15 protein-coding genes are annotated in these 16,058 nt (G+C 40.2%); 5 read left to right on the top strand and 10 right to left on the bottom strand.

The window, feature by feature from the left end; translation table 11 throughout:
- Nucleotides 1–77: 77 nt before the first annotated feature.
- The 4 genes from FH971_RS08040 to FH971_RS08055 all read right to left on the bottom strand — a co-directional run bounded on the left by FH971_RS08040 (nucleotide 78) and on the right by FH971_RS08055 (nucleotide 4,496).
- Complete coding sequence (locus tag FH971_RS08040; protein WP_137221185.1) at nucleotides 78–416, bottom strand: TehB family protein; 339 nt, start codon at nucleotides 414–416, stop codon at nucleotides 78–80.
- Between the two features lie 260 nt (nucleotides 417–676).
- The gene (gene norW, locus FH971_RS08045) at nucleotides 677–1,822 is read right to left on the bottom strand and encodes an NADH:flavorubredoxin reductase NorW (protein ID WP_140233949.1); all 1,146 of its coding nucleotides are present in this window, start codon (nucleotides 1,820–1,822) and stop codon (nucleotides 677–679) included.
- Nucleotides 1,819–3,330, bottom strand: coding sequence for an anaerobic nitric oxide reductase flavorubredoxin (norV, locus tag FH971_RS08050; protein WP_140233950.1), 1,512 nt, complete (start codon nucleotides 3,328–3,330; stop codon nucleotides 1,819–1,821). The genes norW and norV overlap by 4 nt, the downstream gene beginning before the upstream one ends.
- Nucleotides 3,331–3,662: 332 nt before the next feature.
- The gene (locus tag FH971_RS08055) at nucleotides 3,663–4,496 is read right to left on the bottom strand and encodes a LysR family transcriptional regulator (protein ID WP_140233951.1); all 834 of its coding nucleotides are present in this window, start codon (nucleotides 4,494–4,496) and stop codon (nucleotides 3,663–3,665) included.
- 101 nt (nucleotides 4,497–4,597) lie between these two features.
- Between FH971_RS08055 and FH971_RS08060 the strand changes: the two genes are divergently transcribed.
- The 3 genes from FH971_RS08060 to FH971_RS08070 all read left to right on the top strand — a co-directional run bounded on the left by FH971_RS08060 (nucleotide 4,598) and on the right by FH971_RS08070 (nucleotide 7,284).
- Entirely contained in the window at nucleotides 4,598–5,809 is a 1,212-nt protein-coding gene (locus FH971_RS08060) for a YbfB/YjiJ family MFS transporter (protein WP_140233952.1), read from the top strand.
- A gap of 680 nt (nucleotides 5,810–6,489) precedes the next feature.
- Nucleotides 6,490–6,798: a hypothetical protein gene (locus FH971_RS08065; RefSeq protein ID WP_140233953.1), complete on the top strand. Its 309-nt coding sequence runs from the start codon at nucleotides 6,490–6,492 to the stop codon at nucleotides 6,796–6,798.
- A 24-nt stretch (nucleotides 6,799–6,822) separates the two neighbouring features.
- Complete coding sequence (locus tag FH971_RS08070; protein WP_140233954.1) at nucleotides 6,823–7,284, top strand: GNAT family N-acetyltransferase; 462 nt, start codon at nucleotides 6,823–6,825, stop codon at nucleotides 7,282–7,284.
- Between the two features lie 108 nt (nucleotides 7,285–7,392).
- Here the strand turns inward: FH971_RS08070 and FH971_RS08075 are convergent, their stop codons facing one another.
- Together FH971_RS08075 and FH971_RS08080 are read right to left on the bottom strand one after the other, a co-directional pair.
- A complete protein-coding gene (locus FH971_RS08075; protein ID WP_140233955.1) occupies nucleotides 7,393–7,986 on the bottom strand; it encodes a VOC family protein in 594 nt (197 codons plus the stop codon).
- Between the two features lie 52 nt (nucleotides 7,987–8,038).
- The gene (locus FH971_RS08080; protein WP_240778492.1) at nucleotides 8,039–8,509 is read right to left on the bottom strand and encodes a L,D-transpeptidase family protein; all 471 of its coding nucleotides are present in this window, start codon (nucleotides 8,507–8,509) and stop codon (nucleotides 8,039–8,041) included.
- A gap of 199 nt (nucleotides 8,510–8,708) precedes the next feature.
- On the opposite strand from FH971_RS08080, the gene FH971_RS08085 reads away from it, so the two are divergent.
- Both FH971_RS08085 and FH971_RS08090 read left to right on the top strand, forming a co-directional pair.
- On the top strand, nucleotides 8,709–9,539 hold the full coding sequence (locus FH971_RS08085) for an ion transporter (protein ID WP_137221169.1): 831 nt from the start codon (nucleotides 8,709–8,711) through the stop codon (nucleotides 9,537–9,539).
- Nucleotides 9,540–9,595: 56 nt separating this feature from the next.
- Nucleotides 9,596–11,086: an MATE family efflux transporter gene (locus FH971_RS08090; protein ID WP_140233957.1), complete on the top strand. Its 1,491-nt coding sequence runs from the start codon at nucleotides 9,596–9,598 to the stop codon at nucleotides 11,084–11,086.
- Between the two features lie 113 nt (nucleotides 11,087–11,199).
- Here FH971_RS08090 and FH971_RS08095 read toward each other — a convergent pair whose 3' ends face one another.
- The 4 genes from FH971_RS08095 to FH971_RS08110 all read right to left on the bottom strand — a co-directional run bounded on the left by FH971_RS08095 (nucleotide 11,200) and on the right by FH971_RS08110 (nucleotide 16,037).
- On the bottom strand, nucleotides 11,200–11,397 hold the full coding sequence (locus tag FH971_RS08095) for a DUF2986 domain-containing protein (RefSeq protein WP_137221165.1): 198 nt from the start codon (nucleotides 11,395–11,397) through the stop codon (nucleotides 11,200–11,202).
- A 217-nt stretch (nucleotides 11,398–11,614) separates the two neighbouring features.
- A complete protein-coding gene (locus tag FH971_RS08100; protein WP_140233958.1) occupies nucleotides 11,615–12,061 on the bottom strand; it encodes a hypothetical protein in 447 nt (148 codons plus the stop codon).
- 169 nt (nucleotides 12,062–12,230) lie between these two features.
- Nucleotides 12,231–12,587 (bottom strand): glutaredoxin family protein, encoded by a 357-nt coding sequence (locus FH971_RS08105; RefSeq protein ID WP_140233959.1) that lies wholly within the window; start codon nucleotides 12,585–12,587, stop codon nucleotides 12,231–12,233.
- Nucleotides 12,588–12,707: 120 nt separating this feature from the next.
- Entirely contained in the window at nucleotides 12,708–16,037 is a 3,330-nt protein-coding gene (locus FH971_RS08110; RefSeq protein ID WP_167495998.1) for a DUF748 domain-containing protein, read from the bottom strand.
- Nucleotides 16,038–16,058 lie beyond the last annotated feature (21 nt).

The following is a 16,058-nucleotide window of genomic DNA, read 5'->3' on the forward strand; positions in this document are numbered from 1 at the left end:
CACTATGCTCTTCCAGCTATTAACTTAACCTTGGTGCAGCTTAAGCTGCATTTTGAGTAGAGTATTATGAAACGACTCTATGATTTTTTATTAAACATAGCTTGGCCCGTTTTATCTTTTTCTGACCAGAAATTGATATTGAATTGGGCATCAGGGCTTAATTCAATACGGTGCCAGTATTCTGGTGGGCTCGTAGCAAACTGGCCTGCGTTAATCACAACTTTCACTTCTGGCTCTGTTGCATCGCTGTCGGCAAAGCCATAATAAGTGACTACCCCTTCCATCACACATAATTGGCCAAATACACCTTCGGCGGTATTGTGGTGAGTGAGTAGCGCATCAGGCACACTTTTAGTGGTAAAAAAGGGTGTAGAACGTTGAATTGTCCAGTTTGCTGGAATACGTTGATGAGACATAATGTTCTCCTAAATAACCTGAACTCGGGATAATAAACGCCTTTCAAACAGTCCTTTTCCCTGCTAACTGCGTTGAATCGACTTACAATAGGCTAGCTATTGACGCGTCAATTCGTCTTGTTAGCATAACAAATGACAAGCTTGAAAGTGAGCTTGGTTAACATGCTGATTTTAAATAGCATAAGTTCATCCCTTATCTCAAATTCAGGTTAAGTTGATTGATGAGTAGGCTTTATGAGTAAAGCCTACTCGATAAAATACTAAAGACTTGCTGGTAAGGCTCTGAGTAGCGGGAAGGTATTGTTCATGTGTCCTTCTGTTACGACAAAACCGATAATCTGTTTTTGGTCGTTGTAGGCTTTTACTGAACAACCCAGAGCATCAATATCCACCTGCCAAGAGGCAACATCTATGACGGTATTACCGCCTAATTGGATAGGCATTTGTGGCGTTTTTACCTTAACTAACATCGCCGGAAGTTTCAGCTCTGTCGGTTGGCCTAATAAGGTTTTCGCTAACACATTAGCACTTAACATAATTGGCTGCAGATACGACATCACCTTACCGTTGATTTCGGCGCAATCTCCTAGAGCATAAACATTGTTCATTGAGGTTTGCAGTTGCAGATTAACCACTAGGCCATTATTGACTTTGAATCCTGACTTTCGTGCTAAACCAACATTAGCCTTTAAACCAGCGGCTGAAATGACACAATCAACTGTATGTGTTTTGCCCGAACTGAGCGTGGCACAAATACCTGAATTAGTTTGGTCTAAGGAGCTAATTGTTTGACCAAACTCAAATACAACGCCGGTATTGGCCATCTTCTTTTGTAAAACACTGGCGACTAAATCTGGCAACATATTGGCCATTAAACCGCTACTGGGATCTACAACTACCACGCTTTTACCGCTACGGTTAAGATCCATCGCTATTTCAGTACCAATAATACCCGCACCAATAACCAACACTCGTTGTGCATTTTGTAGTTGCTGATGTGCACTATCAAACTCGCGCAGGCTGTTTAAGGTGATAACCCTGTCAGTTGCATTGCCAAGCATAGGCGGGACAAATGTTTTTGCGCCTGTTGCCAATACCAGTTGTGCATAAGGGTAGGCGACACCATTAACAAAAACCGCTTGTTGTTCACTATCAATGCAGTCAACTTGGGTAAAAGCATGCAGGGTAATATTATTCTCGCTGGCAAAGTCTTGCGCACTGAGGCGGATTAAATCCGCACTGCTTTGTTGATTACTAAATACATGGCTTAAATCAGGCTTATTATAATCGTGGCCCTCGTCAAGGGTAAACACGGTTATCGGTATATGCTGATCTGTACGTCTAATGGTTTTGATTAACTGATATGAAGCAAAGCCGCTACCAATAATGATGATGGGTGCATTCATGATACTTTCCTTGCAGCAATAGGAACAAAAACTTCTTTACCAAGTCCACAATCAGGGCAAAGGAAAAAGTCTGGGACTTCGCACCACGGAGTGCCTGGTTCAACATCTTGATTTGGTTCACCTAGTATTGGTTCATAAACCCAATTACACACAGTACAGAGCATATTTTGTGAATCATCAATTGCTGTAGCCGTTGCGCAAGCAGGTTTTGTTACCTGAGGCGTTGACGTTGGAGCTGGCTTAGGGGGTACAGTGGCTTGAGCGCTTGTAGCTAGCGATGCAGGTGAAATGGATTTTACGTTACTCAAATCATGCCATGCCCAGTTTTTGGCTATCTGACGGCCATGCTCACGGCATTCACGCATCGCTTTACCATCAGGTCGCCATTTTGCTTTTAAGCCCACAATGGTATCAAATCCAGCATCAGTAAGACGGGTGTGAATACGGTCAACCGCGCCGCCGTTCCAACCATAACTTCCAAATGCACCGGCTTTTTTATCTTTAAAGCGTAGACCGGTGATTTCTTCTAGCATCCCTGCGACTTTTGGCATCATGACATTGTTCATAGTCGATGAACCCACCAAAATACCTTTAGATCGGAACACGTTAGCTAAGATATCATTTTTATCATGGCGAGCAACATTAAACACTTTAACGGATACTACAGGGTCAACATCGTGGATCCCTTGCGCAATGGCATCAGCCATCATGCGGGTGTTATTTGACATCGAATCATAAAAAATGGTGATTCTGTCTTCTTGATAGTTATCCGCCCATTGCAGATACTGGTGAATGATTTGGGCTGGGTTATCGCGCCACACTACGCCATGGGCGGTGGCAATCATATCAACGGGTAGGTTAAAACTCAGCACTTCATTAATTTTAGCTGTAACCAGTGAGCTAAACGGGGTTAAAATATTGGAGTAATAACGTAAACACTGATCCATCAATTCAATTTGGTCTACTTCATCATTAAACAAATGCTCATCGCAATAATGCTGCCCAAACGCATCATTACTAAATAACACCGCATCTTCAGTTAAATAGGTCATCATACTGTCAGGCCAGTGCAGCATAGGAGTTTCAATGAACACTAACTGCTTACCGTTACCGATATCTAAGGTATCGCCAGTTTTGACTATATTAAAATTCCACTCAGTATGATGATGTAAACCGGTGATAGAGTCGATAGCATTTTCGGTACAGTAAATCGGGGTATTAGGGATTTTAGCCATTAAAGCCGCTAACGCACCTGAGTGATCTTCTTCAGCGTGGTTAATGACAATATAATCGATCTTATCAAGATCAATTTCCATCTCAAGGTTTTGAATAAATTGCAGACTGAAACGATGGTCAACAGTATCGATTAAGACATTTTTTTGTTCACGAATAAGGTAACTATTATAACTTGTCCCTTTAGTGGTTTTATATTCAGTACCATGGAAGTCCAATATTTCCCAGTCACGTTGTCCAACCCAATCGATGTTATTTTTAATGTGAATTGTCATATGTACACCTGTAATAAATTAAAAGTTAAAGTTCGAAGATAAAGTTCCAAAAGTTAACTTAGCTATTGCAGGTGGCGTGCCAACTAATTAAGTTCTTGATTGATATGTATAAAGTTATATTCAGCAAAGTTGTTAGTGTCATTGAGACAATATTCAGTTATGTCTATATGACACCGTGCTGTCATTATGACTTTGTTGGTAAGACTACATGAACAAATGGTCATCTGGATTACTGTTGCATTTTATAAATGGTTAACTGATTTCTATGATAGAGCCATCGCAGTAACTGTTATTTAGTATGTTGTTATTTAGACTTAAAAAGTCAGAATTCATTACTTGGTTAACAGCTTCGCAAGGGTCAATATACCTGACTCTAATGGGCTACCTTTTCGATAGACAATCGATAGTTGAACATGTTTTGGGCCATGGCTGACTGGCGTCATGACTAGAGATTTTTCGTACCGACTACCAGCCACCATATTCTTGCCAATAATGGTGTAGCCCAAACCTGCAGCAATACAACCTAAAACACCATCAGCACTACTCATTACCATGAGCTCATCATTACCTCGACCAGCCTTTTGTTGCCAAAGAATGGCGTGTTTTCTATAGCCACAGCCTTCATCTCGTACAAACAAGACGGGATCATGTTCACTGTCTCGTGGAGTCACCATAATCAGTTCTTCTTTCACTATCGGGATAACAATAAGGTTTTCATGTTTAGGTGCATTACCGATAGCTGCGCAGTCAACCTTATTGTTTAATACAGAAAATACCAGTCTTTCGCTGGTGTCAGTATGAATTTTTGTTCGAATTTCAGCGTGATTCAGCTTGAGCTGTTTGAGTGCTAAAGGCATATGAACAGCAGCAAATGTTTCTGGCATACCGACTCTTAACTCGTAAGTTCCTTTATTACGCAAAATGGCGGAGGAGGCTTGGTATTCTAACTGCAAAATCTGATCAGCATACTCGCAAAGCTGTTGTCCACTTGGCGTTAACTGTAACTTTCGGCCAATGATAGTAAATAACTTAGTATCCAGTTCTTTCTCGAGTTTTTTAATCCGATTGGTGATGTTTGATTGAACCGTATGCAGCTTATCAGCAGCACCTTTAATGCCTTCTTCATCAACAACGGCTTTAAACGTTTTTAGCGTTAATATTTCCATATGGTTCTCTTAATAAGAAGTTTTTGTTCTAAATAATTCAATTTTTAAGACTAGCAGATTGACGTATTCTTTGTTAATGATTTTACTGGAAAGTGATTGAAATGTTATTAGAGCTAACGAAGGTTCGGGTATATTTTGCTGGCATCTGTAGTTTAATTGTCACAGTTGGTGTGGCTAGATTCTCCTATAGCTTGCTATTACCGATAATGCAGGATGGTGCAGGCCTAACTGAATCTGGTGGAGGTTGGTTAGCTACCACTAATTTTATGGGGTACATGTGTGGGGTGTTGCTTGCTGCTAGCATGCATAACCTGAACTACAAATATAACTTACACCGGGTGTACCTTATATTGAGCGTCGTCACTTCAGTTGCAATGGTCATGACGACTGATATGGTTACTTGGGCGGTATTACGCTTTATTGCCGGAGTTTGTGCATCTGGAGGCTTTATTATTGCCTCTGGTCTGATATTAAAATGGTTAGTTAACAATAATCATCGTGCAGAATTGGGAATTCACTTCTCTGGCGCGGGTTTGAGCATCATTGTCACCTCAATACTAGTAGAGGCCATGCTGACCATATCAGCAGACTGGCAACAACAGTGGCTAGCGTTAGCGTTTATGGCGGCAATATTCGCGATCCCGGCATGGTTGTGGATGCCACATCCTTTCATAGGCGGTAAAGCGGTAGGGGACGTTAAAGACAACCCACCAAGCAAAGCCTTTAAATCGCTAATGATGTTGGCCTATTTTTGTGCTGGTTATGGTTATGCTGTAAGTTCGACCTTTATTGTTGATATTGTCGATCGTGTTGAAGGTTTACAAGGCCAAGGGGGATTTGCATTTCTATTGGTTGGCGTTGCGGCAACTCCAGCACCTTTAATATGGGATCAAATCGCGCGTCGTGTGGGTTACTTAAAAGCGTTATTAGTCGCATATATCTTGCAGGCCGTAGGCATTATTCTTCCTGCGATAAATGACAGTTTACCTGTAGTTATATTAAGTGCATTGTTGTTTGGTGGCACTTTTATCGCATGTGTTAGCTTAGTATTGACCATGGCGGGCAAGTTTTATCCTAGTAACCCGGCTAAGTTCATGGGCACAATGACCTTAGCTTATGGTGCGGCACAAATTATTGCACCCGTATCTACCGGATATCTTGCTGAAGCACTGGGAAACTATGATATCGGCTTATACCTATCTGCCACTGTGGTGATGATTGGCACGCTGTTTTTGTTTGGATTGTTAAATCTTGATAAAGGTTCTGTGGAAAAGAAAAACATTAACATAGCAACCAAGACCCTTATTGGTTAACTAAATCGTCACTAAAATTGAGCGATATGTGTGCTAATCATTTTTAAGGTTTTTATCTATTAACGTTTTTCGAATAAACCAATTAGATAGTATGTGACACTCCAAAACTCATTTTTGTCGACTTAATCGAATAGATGTTGGTCGTTTTTTGGACCTGTCATGGTGCACATGATTTTATTGGATTTTGCTTGGATGAAATTAATTCTATTGGTTATGGAGGTGCACATACAAAAAAGTGGTTTATGTCTTATTTTCTTTTATTGATGAAACGACTCGTTATGTTATTAAAAATAAAAGTAATTTATACTGAGTTAGTTTACTGCAATGAATAACGTTTAATGATGTAGGTATTAATAAAAAGCTTATTTTATTAAAGTACATTAGGGTCTGTTGATCTTTGCTGGTTGAATTTTGTTCGAGATAAAAACGTTTTAATCGAGGCGAGTGGATTGCTGCCTAGCAATCTAAGCTAAATTCGCTCAACAAAGAGTAAAATGTTTTTAGCCGAACCCTACGGGCAGCGTTTGTTGGTCATTTTTACTGCGTTATCGACTTTTTGTGTAGAATAACTACACCACAAAGTCTCTGCCTTGTACAAATGAACAACAATTCGCTGCAAAACCAACCTTGAAAGATCAGCAGACCCTAATTGAGAAATTTTTTACAACGGAAGTGTAATAATGATTGAAATCCAAATAGATAATGTTATTGAATCAATGGAAATGGAAAAAAATAACCAACTACGTGCTGATTTAGATAAACTAAGACCCAAACCATATACTTGGTTAATCCAATGGCTGATGTGTTTGGCGACTATTGGAGCTATTTTATATATTGCAAAAGTAGACTTATTCGTAGAACAAAACTTTGTGTGGTTGCTTCTGTTATTTGTCGTTATTGGTTTTAGTCATAGAGATGATTATTTAGCTCATAAGCGCATCGATTTGGTCATTAAGCTACTTGATAAGAATGCATTTCATAAACGGTAATAGTTCGAAAGGAAGCCTTGGCACATGGATATTATGATTGATGATTTACAGGGCTCTGGCGTGGTTGAGTTACTGCAAGCACATTTGACTGACATGTATGCAACATCACCAGCAGGGAGTGTTCATGCATTAGATATTGAAGGCTTAAAACACCCATCAATTACTTTTTGGTGTGCCAAGCAAGGTGACTTAGTCCTAGGGTGCGTAGCGATAAAACAACTAACTCCAACCCATGGCGAAATTAAGTCTATGCGGACGGCTGCAATGGCGAGAAACCAAGGTGTAGCGTCGGCATTGTTATCGCACATATTAGATGTGGCCAATAAACGAGGTTATCAACAGTTAAGTTTAGAGACTGGAACCATGGATTATTTTGCTTCAGCAAGACGTTTGTATGAACGACATCAATTTGATTACTGCGACCCATTTGCGGATTATCAACTAGATCCCAATAGCGCGTTTATGACGAGGTTGATCGAGCATTAACCCTTAAACGCTATGCTTAAAAACCAAAATTAGTCATCAGATTATCTCATCCTAGTTAAGTTTGTTATTTGTCAGTAATAATGTTTGAAGATAAAGACGTTACGGACCTTAGATTGAGCTTGCCTGTTCACTGGCAATAATAGTTTGAATATCGTGGGGATGCACTTTAATACAAATGCCATTCGCTTTAAATGCGATGGTTGGGTTTGCTAAACGTTCGTTATCGCCTTTAGGTGAACTTTGCTTTACCTTAATATCACTGTTTTCGTCACTACCTGCAATAGTATTACCCGCAATAACTTTAGCCAACTGAGGGGCTTTTTCAATAAGCTCTGCGACTAATTCGTCACAGGTTTTTGCCAGTGATGGAAATACTAATTCAATATGTTCCCAGCCTTCAACGGGATAAGCTTTGTCGGATGGGAAGGGCAGTTCTACGCATTGAATTTTCATCGTGCCGATAACTAATGGCTCGATTAGTTTAATGATTAAAATGGGTCTGCCATTAATCATATTATTAGAAATTATTTTGCCGTGTTGGCTAAATTCATCTGCTAGTAATTGTGCTAAGTGGTTATCGTTCACCCGTAAGGCGGCATGATCACTCTGTAGTGATAAGCTATCTAGGCCTAAACGGTGCATAAACGCAGTAATGCGTTGGCTAAAATCAGGCCATGTTTGTTGTAAGTGTTGGTAATTCATTTAATAACCCAAGAAACAAAGCAAAAAATGGTATGGTTGAAATTGAATCAGCTTATGGCCATATTTCAATAGGTGTACCAGCATCAATCATTTTCCACAACTCATCCATTTCTTTGTTGGTCACAGCGATACAGCCATTGGTCCAGTTGTATTTTTGTGCTTCTTTTGGCGGCAGTGATGAGCGAGGGTTTTCACCGTGGATCATTATCATTCCGCCGGCTCTAATCCCTAATGCGTCAGCGCGTAATTTATCTTCTTCATTGGGATACGAAATATGAATGGATTTGTAAAATGCACTATCAGATTTTTTGTAATCTAATATATAACGGCCTTGTGGAGTGCGTTGATCGCCTTCTTTAAGCTTATGGCCGCTAGGAACGTCGCCCATGGCAATGAGATAACTTTTTATGACCTTTCCATCACGCATAACAGATAAGCGAGATTCGGATTTATTGACGACAACTAAATCTACTTTTGCTGTTATTTGGCTTGCTGAAGCAACGGCCAATAACGGGCAGAACATTAATGCTATAAATGATATGTACAACGCTCGCATGAAAACTCCGTAAACCAATGACCTTTTTAATTTTTATTGTAGAATGACTTAATTTCGAATGTTAAAACTCGGCAGTCAATGTTAGATTTTAACGACAACGAGGGTTAATTGATATTAGTTGACCAAGTTTATTTTCAATTTATTGCCCAATACAGCGAATCTTAAGATGAATCTCGAAGAAAAAGCCGACAGTCCACTGAAACAAAAACTCAGAAGTGTGATTTTTGGTACCGAAACTAAAGAGGGCAAATATTTCGATATCGCCCTTATGATATGTATTATATTGAGTGTAATGTTGATTTTTATCGATACGATAGAAAGGTTTCATTCACAGTATGGCGACTATATTCGTATCGGTGAATGGACCTTTACGGTAATCTTTACCGTTGAGTACATATTAAGGATCTATTGTTCGCTTAATCGGTTACACTATGCACGTAGCTTTTTTGGCTTAGTGGATTTGGTGTCCATTTTGCCTAGTTATTTAGGTTTATTTTTCCCCGGTGCCAATGTAGCGTTGGCCGTTAGGATACTGCGTTTATTCAGGGTGTTTAGAGTATTAAAGCTGCTGCGCTATCTCAGTGACGGCAACTTATTGATTAAAGCAATGATGCAGTCTAGCCGTAAAGTGTTTATCTTTTTCTTTTCGGTCAGCCTCATTATCATGGTACTCAGTGTGGTCATGTATGTGGTAGAAGGCCCTAATAACGGTTTTACTTCTATTCCTAAATCCATGTATTGGACCGTAGTCACTATTACAACAGTGGGCTATGGTGACATTACGCCACAAACACCGTTAGGCCAGGGAATTGCTGCGTTAACCATGCTGATTGGTTATTCGATAATTGCGATACCTACTGGCATTTTAACTGCTGAGATCTCAAACGAAATGGTGAGAACCCGCGATTTACGTAAGTGCAGTAATTGTGGCAAAAAAGGTCATGATAGCGATGCCGATTATTGTAATCATTGTGGTAGTGAACTAGAAAAACTATAGGTTGTTGCCGAAGCATCCCATTTGCGTTTGCTTATTATTGACACTCAAGGATATTAATGACCGCCGCTAAATTTGTTGAGGGCTCAATTTTACGCCATATATTGGTCATGAGCTCTACTGCTGCAGTGGGTATTTCGGCGCTGTTTGTCGTTGATCTACTCGATATTTTCTTCTTAAGTCTGCTCGGCGAAGTTGAACTTGCCGCCGCCGCAGGTTATGCCAGCACTATTTCATTTTTTACCACTTCAATTGGCATTGGCTTATCTATTGCACTAGGCGCATTGGTGTCAAAAGCGGTGGGTTCAAAAAATATTAAGCTCGCTAAACGGTTGTTTTTAAACAGTGCCATCGTGACATTATTGACCAGTGTGCTGGTGGCTGCAATCGTCATCGCGTTTATTCCTGAACTATTAGCGTTGGTGGGTGCTACGGGACGCACAGCGGAGTTAGCGCAAAGTTATTTGTATATTTTAGTGCCGTCATTACCGTTTATTTGTTTAGCCATGGCGCTTGGTGGTGCATTACGCGCCGTGGGTGATGCAAAATTGTCGATGATGTCGACCTTAGCTGGCGGTGGCGTTAATGCCATATTAGATCCTATCTTCATTTTTTCTTTATCAATGGGTATTGAAGGTGCGGCTGCTGCGTCTGTTTTGGCGCGTATTGCGGTGTTTATAATCTCAGCCCGTGGCGTAGTGATAAAACATAAATTATTGGGTCGATTCTCGTTTGATGAGTTTAAACAAGACCTTGGGGTTATTTTTGCCATTGCTGCACCCGCCATGCTCACCAACGTGGCCACTCCGATTGGTAATGCGGTGGTAACCCGTGCCATTGCAGATTTTGGCGATAGCTATGTAGCGGGCTGGGCGGTATTGGGACGTTTGATCCCGGTATCGTTTGGAATGATATTTGCGCTATCTGGTGCGGTTGGGCCGATTGTGGGGCAAAACTTTGGCGCCAACGAAATTGAGCGTGTTAGGTTAAGTTTAACCAAAGCGATTCAATTTTGTGTTGCTTATGTATTGGTAGTGTCACTGGGACTGTTTTTATTACGTAATGTCATTATTAGTAGTTTTGACATGAAAGGTGATGCGGCTGAACTTATATTATTTTTCTGCCAGTATATTGCAGTGTTCTTTATTTTTTCGGGAATGTTGTTTATTGCTAATGCCTCGTTTAATAATTTAGGTAAGGCCAAGTACTCCACTTTATTTAATGTAGGTAAAGCCACTATTGGCACCATACCCTTTGTGTATTTTGGTGCGCAATGGGGTGGTGTGTTTGGGGTGTTAATTGGTCAGGTTATTGGCGCGGTTATCTTTGGAGTGATAGGTATTTTATGTGCATATCGATTAGTTGATAAAATCAGCCGCCAAGATTTATTTTCGGCTAGTGCAAATCAACAACTGCTAGAGGACGATGCGATTAACATTGATATGGTGGCTGCGCCGTCACCCATGCCTGGGCGAACGCTAATGGCGCAATTAGACGAAGAACCCTTGTGTAAGCAATTAAGCCAACAAGATAACAGCGAAAAAAATTAGCGCAGGATCCAAATTGTTGTAATGAATGATCCCAATTTACGGCATTAAAAAAGCCCCTATCAGGCCAAGGCCAAGATAGGGGCTTTTTGTGACTAACCGCTTATTACACGATGTTAGTCTTTATCTGATTCTGTGATATTTTCTGTTGCTGTTGTCTGTTCAGCGGCTTCTGCTAATGCGATTTTTTCGCGTTCAGCTTTAGAGATATAACGCTCAACAGGCTTATTGCTCGGGTTAGACGGAACCACTTTGTTTTTACGAGCCTTGGCGCGCTTGGCTAGCTTTTTGATCATCTCTTGCTTTCTGTTCATCTGATTTCTTACTTTTAAAACGACACACTATTCATTTCATTCTTTAATGATAAACAGCATATCGAAGCGTGATGACACTGGTCTATAAGCCAACGGCAACATCACGAGGAAATTTGGACGCTAATTTTAGCTTAATTGTACTGCGGGATATAGTTTTTTATCCGTCAGTGTCACTATTTGCTTTTTATTTATGGTTAAAACGTGATGGGTTTTAACATTACGCCCCGTATTTTTTGATGTCTTCTGCGGTGGCACCATCGTTACACTCGCCACGAATTTCACCGCGCTCAGCTTCAACATAACGACTTAATTCGATAAAGCCTGCTTGACAATAACCGTTCATTTCAATGGTTTTTTTGAGCCCGAGATCGATTTGTCGATTCCATAACTCCAAACGATCTTCTGCATTACGTTGTTGTACTTGGTAACTTTGAGCATCTTGTTTGCTTCGACGCATATTGAGATCGCGCGGAGCTCCAGGAATACTGCGATCAAGTGCCGTGGCTAATTTGGCTTTGTAGACAAATAACTTAATCCCTTTTCCTTTAATTTCAGTACTGAATGAGTCGCGAAATTGTCCTACAAAATCCATTGGGTCTGGTTCGCTGGCACTACAAGCACTGAGAAGTATCATACTACAGATGATTAAACTGATTTTTAACACACATAACCTCATCATTTTTTTAAGACACAATATCCGAAAAACTGCCGTAAAACACATTTATAAGTCATTGATTGAAAGATTAATGACATCGTGAGAGAAAAATGATTTCTATAGCAATCGGTTAGCCACAGCATTGAAATAAGCTGTGGCAAATGACGGTACCAGTAATTTAGGCAAAACGTTCGTTGAGGTAACTGGTAATGGCTTTTGATTCATATAACCATTGGGTGTTTCCGTCTTGCTCGATGCGTAAACAAGGCACTTGTAACTTGCCCCCTTGGCTTACTAACACACGTTGGTTGTCATCTTGTTTGGCATCGACTAGGTTAATGGTTAAGTTTTGGCGACGCATATCGCGACGAACTTTAACGCAAAAAGGACAGGCCGCGTATTGATACAACGCCAGTGATTGAGTTTGTTGATCGACAATGGCTTGTTGATCTTGCGGACGTTGGCGCTTTTTAGGGGCAAACACAAAATTCAACAACAAAATAATTCGACCTAAAATCCAGCGAACGATAAACATAGATAACCTCAATCTTAACAATATTAATAATACGACATGATGACAAACGCTTGTTATTTAACGTTTGTAATGTATGCGCAGTCTACCCGATGTCGGTAGCGGTTAACAGGTATAGACAGCTTATTTTACTTGTAGTTCCAACAATGCTTCAGCGGCATTTTCTGCTGTGTTGATGCGGCTTTCAAGTACAAACACTTTACCAGCATCAATACCTGCTTGATCAATTAAATAAGCTTTAACCACTTTGGCACGGTCATGTGCTAATTGACCAAACTCGTCGGGAGTAAATTGCTGGTGATTTATAAGCATATTGTATAAACCTATATGCCAACGAGTAATCAATTCCGGCTCTGTCAGCTCTGGTGTTTGTTGTTGTAACGTTTGCTTTATATCAGATGGTTGTTGCGACAATTGTTGTTCAAACAATTGATACAGAGCATCAACTAGCGGCCCAGTAGTAGGGAATTTACTGGCGGATAAATTGATTGGCAAATCTGTCAAAGGTATAGCTGCGGCTTTAGCCAGTTGTTGTTGCAGCTTTATTTCCGCTAGGGCTTGTTTATCATTAATTAGGTCAATACTGCCTTTGATATTGAGATTAAGCAGTGGCCGGTCTTTTAATGCTTCGGCCAGTTTGTCTAACGTGTGTTTTTGTTTAGTCGAAATGTTACTGAGACCATAATCAAAACTGATTTTATCCATTTGTTCATCATCACCAACAAGTCCTGCTAAAAATGAAAACGGCGAGGTCACCGCTTTGGTAATAATATTGCCTAATGCATTAATGATGACGCTACCAAAGCTAAAGCTGGGTGAATCAATATCACCTGTTACATCGACACCTAAATCAATAACACCATGACGGTCTTGCAATAATGCTACCGCTAATGTGACAGGGAGGCTGGTTGCTAAACTACTATTACTGGGTTTACCCAGTTTGAGTTGGTCAATTACCAGATGATTGCTACCGACTAATAAATTGTTATTAAGCTGATACTTTAAATCTAATGACAATTGGCCTTTATCAATATAATAGCCCGCATACGTACCTGAATAAGGGTTAACCGAGGTTAACTCTACTTTGTCAAAATTCAAATTAAGGTCTAAATAGGGTTGTGCCAGTAATGGGTTAACATCACCTTTTAAGGTTACAGGTGCGTATTTATCTATTTTTCCCACTAAATCCACAGATGCAGTGGTTTGTGGGTTAGAGGATAAGTTAGTTATTTGGCCATTAAGCATTTCAATGCCTGAAGCAAAATTAGGTGTTAACGAGTTGTCAGCAAAAAACGCTGAGCTGTCTTTTATGCCAATTTTATTAATATTGAGCTGCAATTTTGGCTCGTCGTCAATTGCCGATTCGTTTTCGGTCGATACCGTTGTTACAAGCTTCTCTGCAGCTTTGACTTTATTGGCTTCTACCTTAACAGTAACTTGTTCGGCGTCAGTTGAAGTATCATCAGTGTGGATTAACGCACCGATATTCGTACTTCGGTCAGGAGAAATAATGATTCGGCTAAAGAGGTTATCAAAGTTTATTTCGTCAATATCAATTTTTGCGTGTTGACGATCAAAGGATAACTGGTTGATGTCCATGGTTTGCCATGTCAATAAAGGCTGATGTAGCACATTATCGTTAATGTGCAATTGGCTGATGTTTGCGCTGCCCGAATAGGTAAGGGTACCTTTGGCGTCTGCTTGCAAGTGGCCCTTAGTGGAAAACTTACCGTCTTCAAGGGTGATGTTAATGTAAGGGGCGATATAAGGTTGTAAGCGTGACAACAGCATATTACTAAAATCAATTTCAGCATTGAGCGTTTGGGCTAATGGATCAACTTGCCCTGTAGACGTTAATAGGCTCTGAGCGTTTATTCCTGTCGAAAATTGGTATTCAATGGCTGTTGATAGGTCTGAATTAATGATGCCAGTGCTAATATCAATAGGGCCGAGTTGCCAAAGGATGATGTTATCACTGGCAATGCCTTCTCCAAGATCGACTTGATATTGTGCCACACTGATTTTGTTAAGCGTCACCAACCACGGGGCTTCAGCGACAGATGTATTAGGTGCCGTTGTCGCTGTTGATTGCGCAAGTTGTGCCTCAGCATCCGTTTGTGATTCTTGGATCTGATTATCGATTGAAGCTTTTGTTACTAATTCAGTTGCTAGCTCAGTCGTTTTCTCAGTTGTTACTTCGTTCACCGTTACAATAGCGTTATCTGCAATGAAATCAGTAGTTGTGCTGTTAGCGTTGGTATTATCAATTTTGTTGATATCTGAGTGTGTAGTCTCAGATGATGTAGTCGTTTCGCTAGATTGGCTGCTAACTCCTGTATCAGTCGTCAGTTCGGTGTCTTTTGGCAACAATAAGGCGACTAGATCAGCTCCTGTTGGAGTAATATTGAGTTTTATTCTGCCATTGTCAGTATGAAATTCATCAATACTAACGTGCTTAGTTTGAGTGTCTACATTGATGTTCTTTAAGGCTAATATATCAATGGCAATCTTTTCATCTTGTTGATGCACCGCTTTAAAATGGTCAATCACTATTTGCGCATTTGATACATTAATATGATTTATTGGTGCTAAGTTTTTATCTTGCAAACTCACCTTGTACTGTCCGTTTAAGTTGAGCATGCCTTCTGCTAAGTTAATTGCAAAAAGTTGATCAACAAAAGACCAATAACGCGATAAATCAACACCAGCAACGTCGAGAACACCTTGTATGGTCAGTGGGGCTAATTGAAATTGTCCTTGCAGTGTCACGGAACCGTTAAATTGGTCTTGTATACTCAGCGCATAGCGATTAACTCGGTCTTGTTGATCCGTTAACGCATTACTCAGGCTATTAAATTGCATCAATGACACATTAATATTTGGGTAGTTGATATGGGTATCGGTCACGTTGTCATCTAAGGTGAATACACCTTGTTGGATTTTTATTTTACCTATCTTTAACGGCAAAATACTCGTCGGTTCAGTAGTGGCAGTCGCTGGCTGAGTATTTTGGTTCAAGCGGGTAATAATATCGCTAAAGTTAAATACCACTTGCTTATCATCCGCTTGAGAGCGTGAAACCTTAATAGTGGGTTGTTCTAGACTGATGTCTTTAATCACTAATGACCAAGAAGTGATAGATTGCCATATTTGAATGTTGCCATATAAATTAGCCAATGAGACAAATGTTTGTTGGCTATTGAGCTCCTTAATAACCAAACCCGATAACGTCAGTTCTAATGTAAATGGATTAATACGAATATCTTGCAGGGTTACGCTTCGGCCTAGTTGTTCAGTTAATAATGTAGGCGCTTGTTGTTTGACAATATACGGAATTAATCCACCCAGTAAGGCACAGCCAAATAAATATATAGCGACAATATAATAGCTGATTTTTTGTAGACGAGAGCGCGGTTTAACCGCAGAGCACATTTGAGTGAAAAACGAGGTCATATAAACTAATCTTGATGTATA

The organism is Shewanella polaris (assembly GCF_006385555.1).
Taxonomy (GTDB): domain Bacteria; phylum Pseudomonadota; class Gammaproteobacteria; order Enterobacterales; family Shewanellaceae; genus Shewanella; species Shewanella polaris.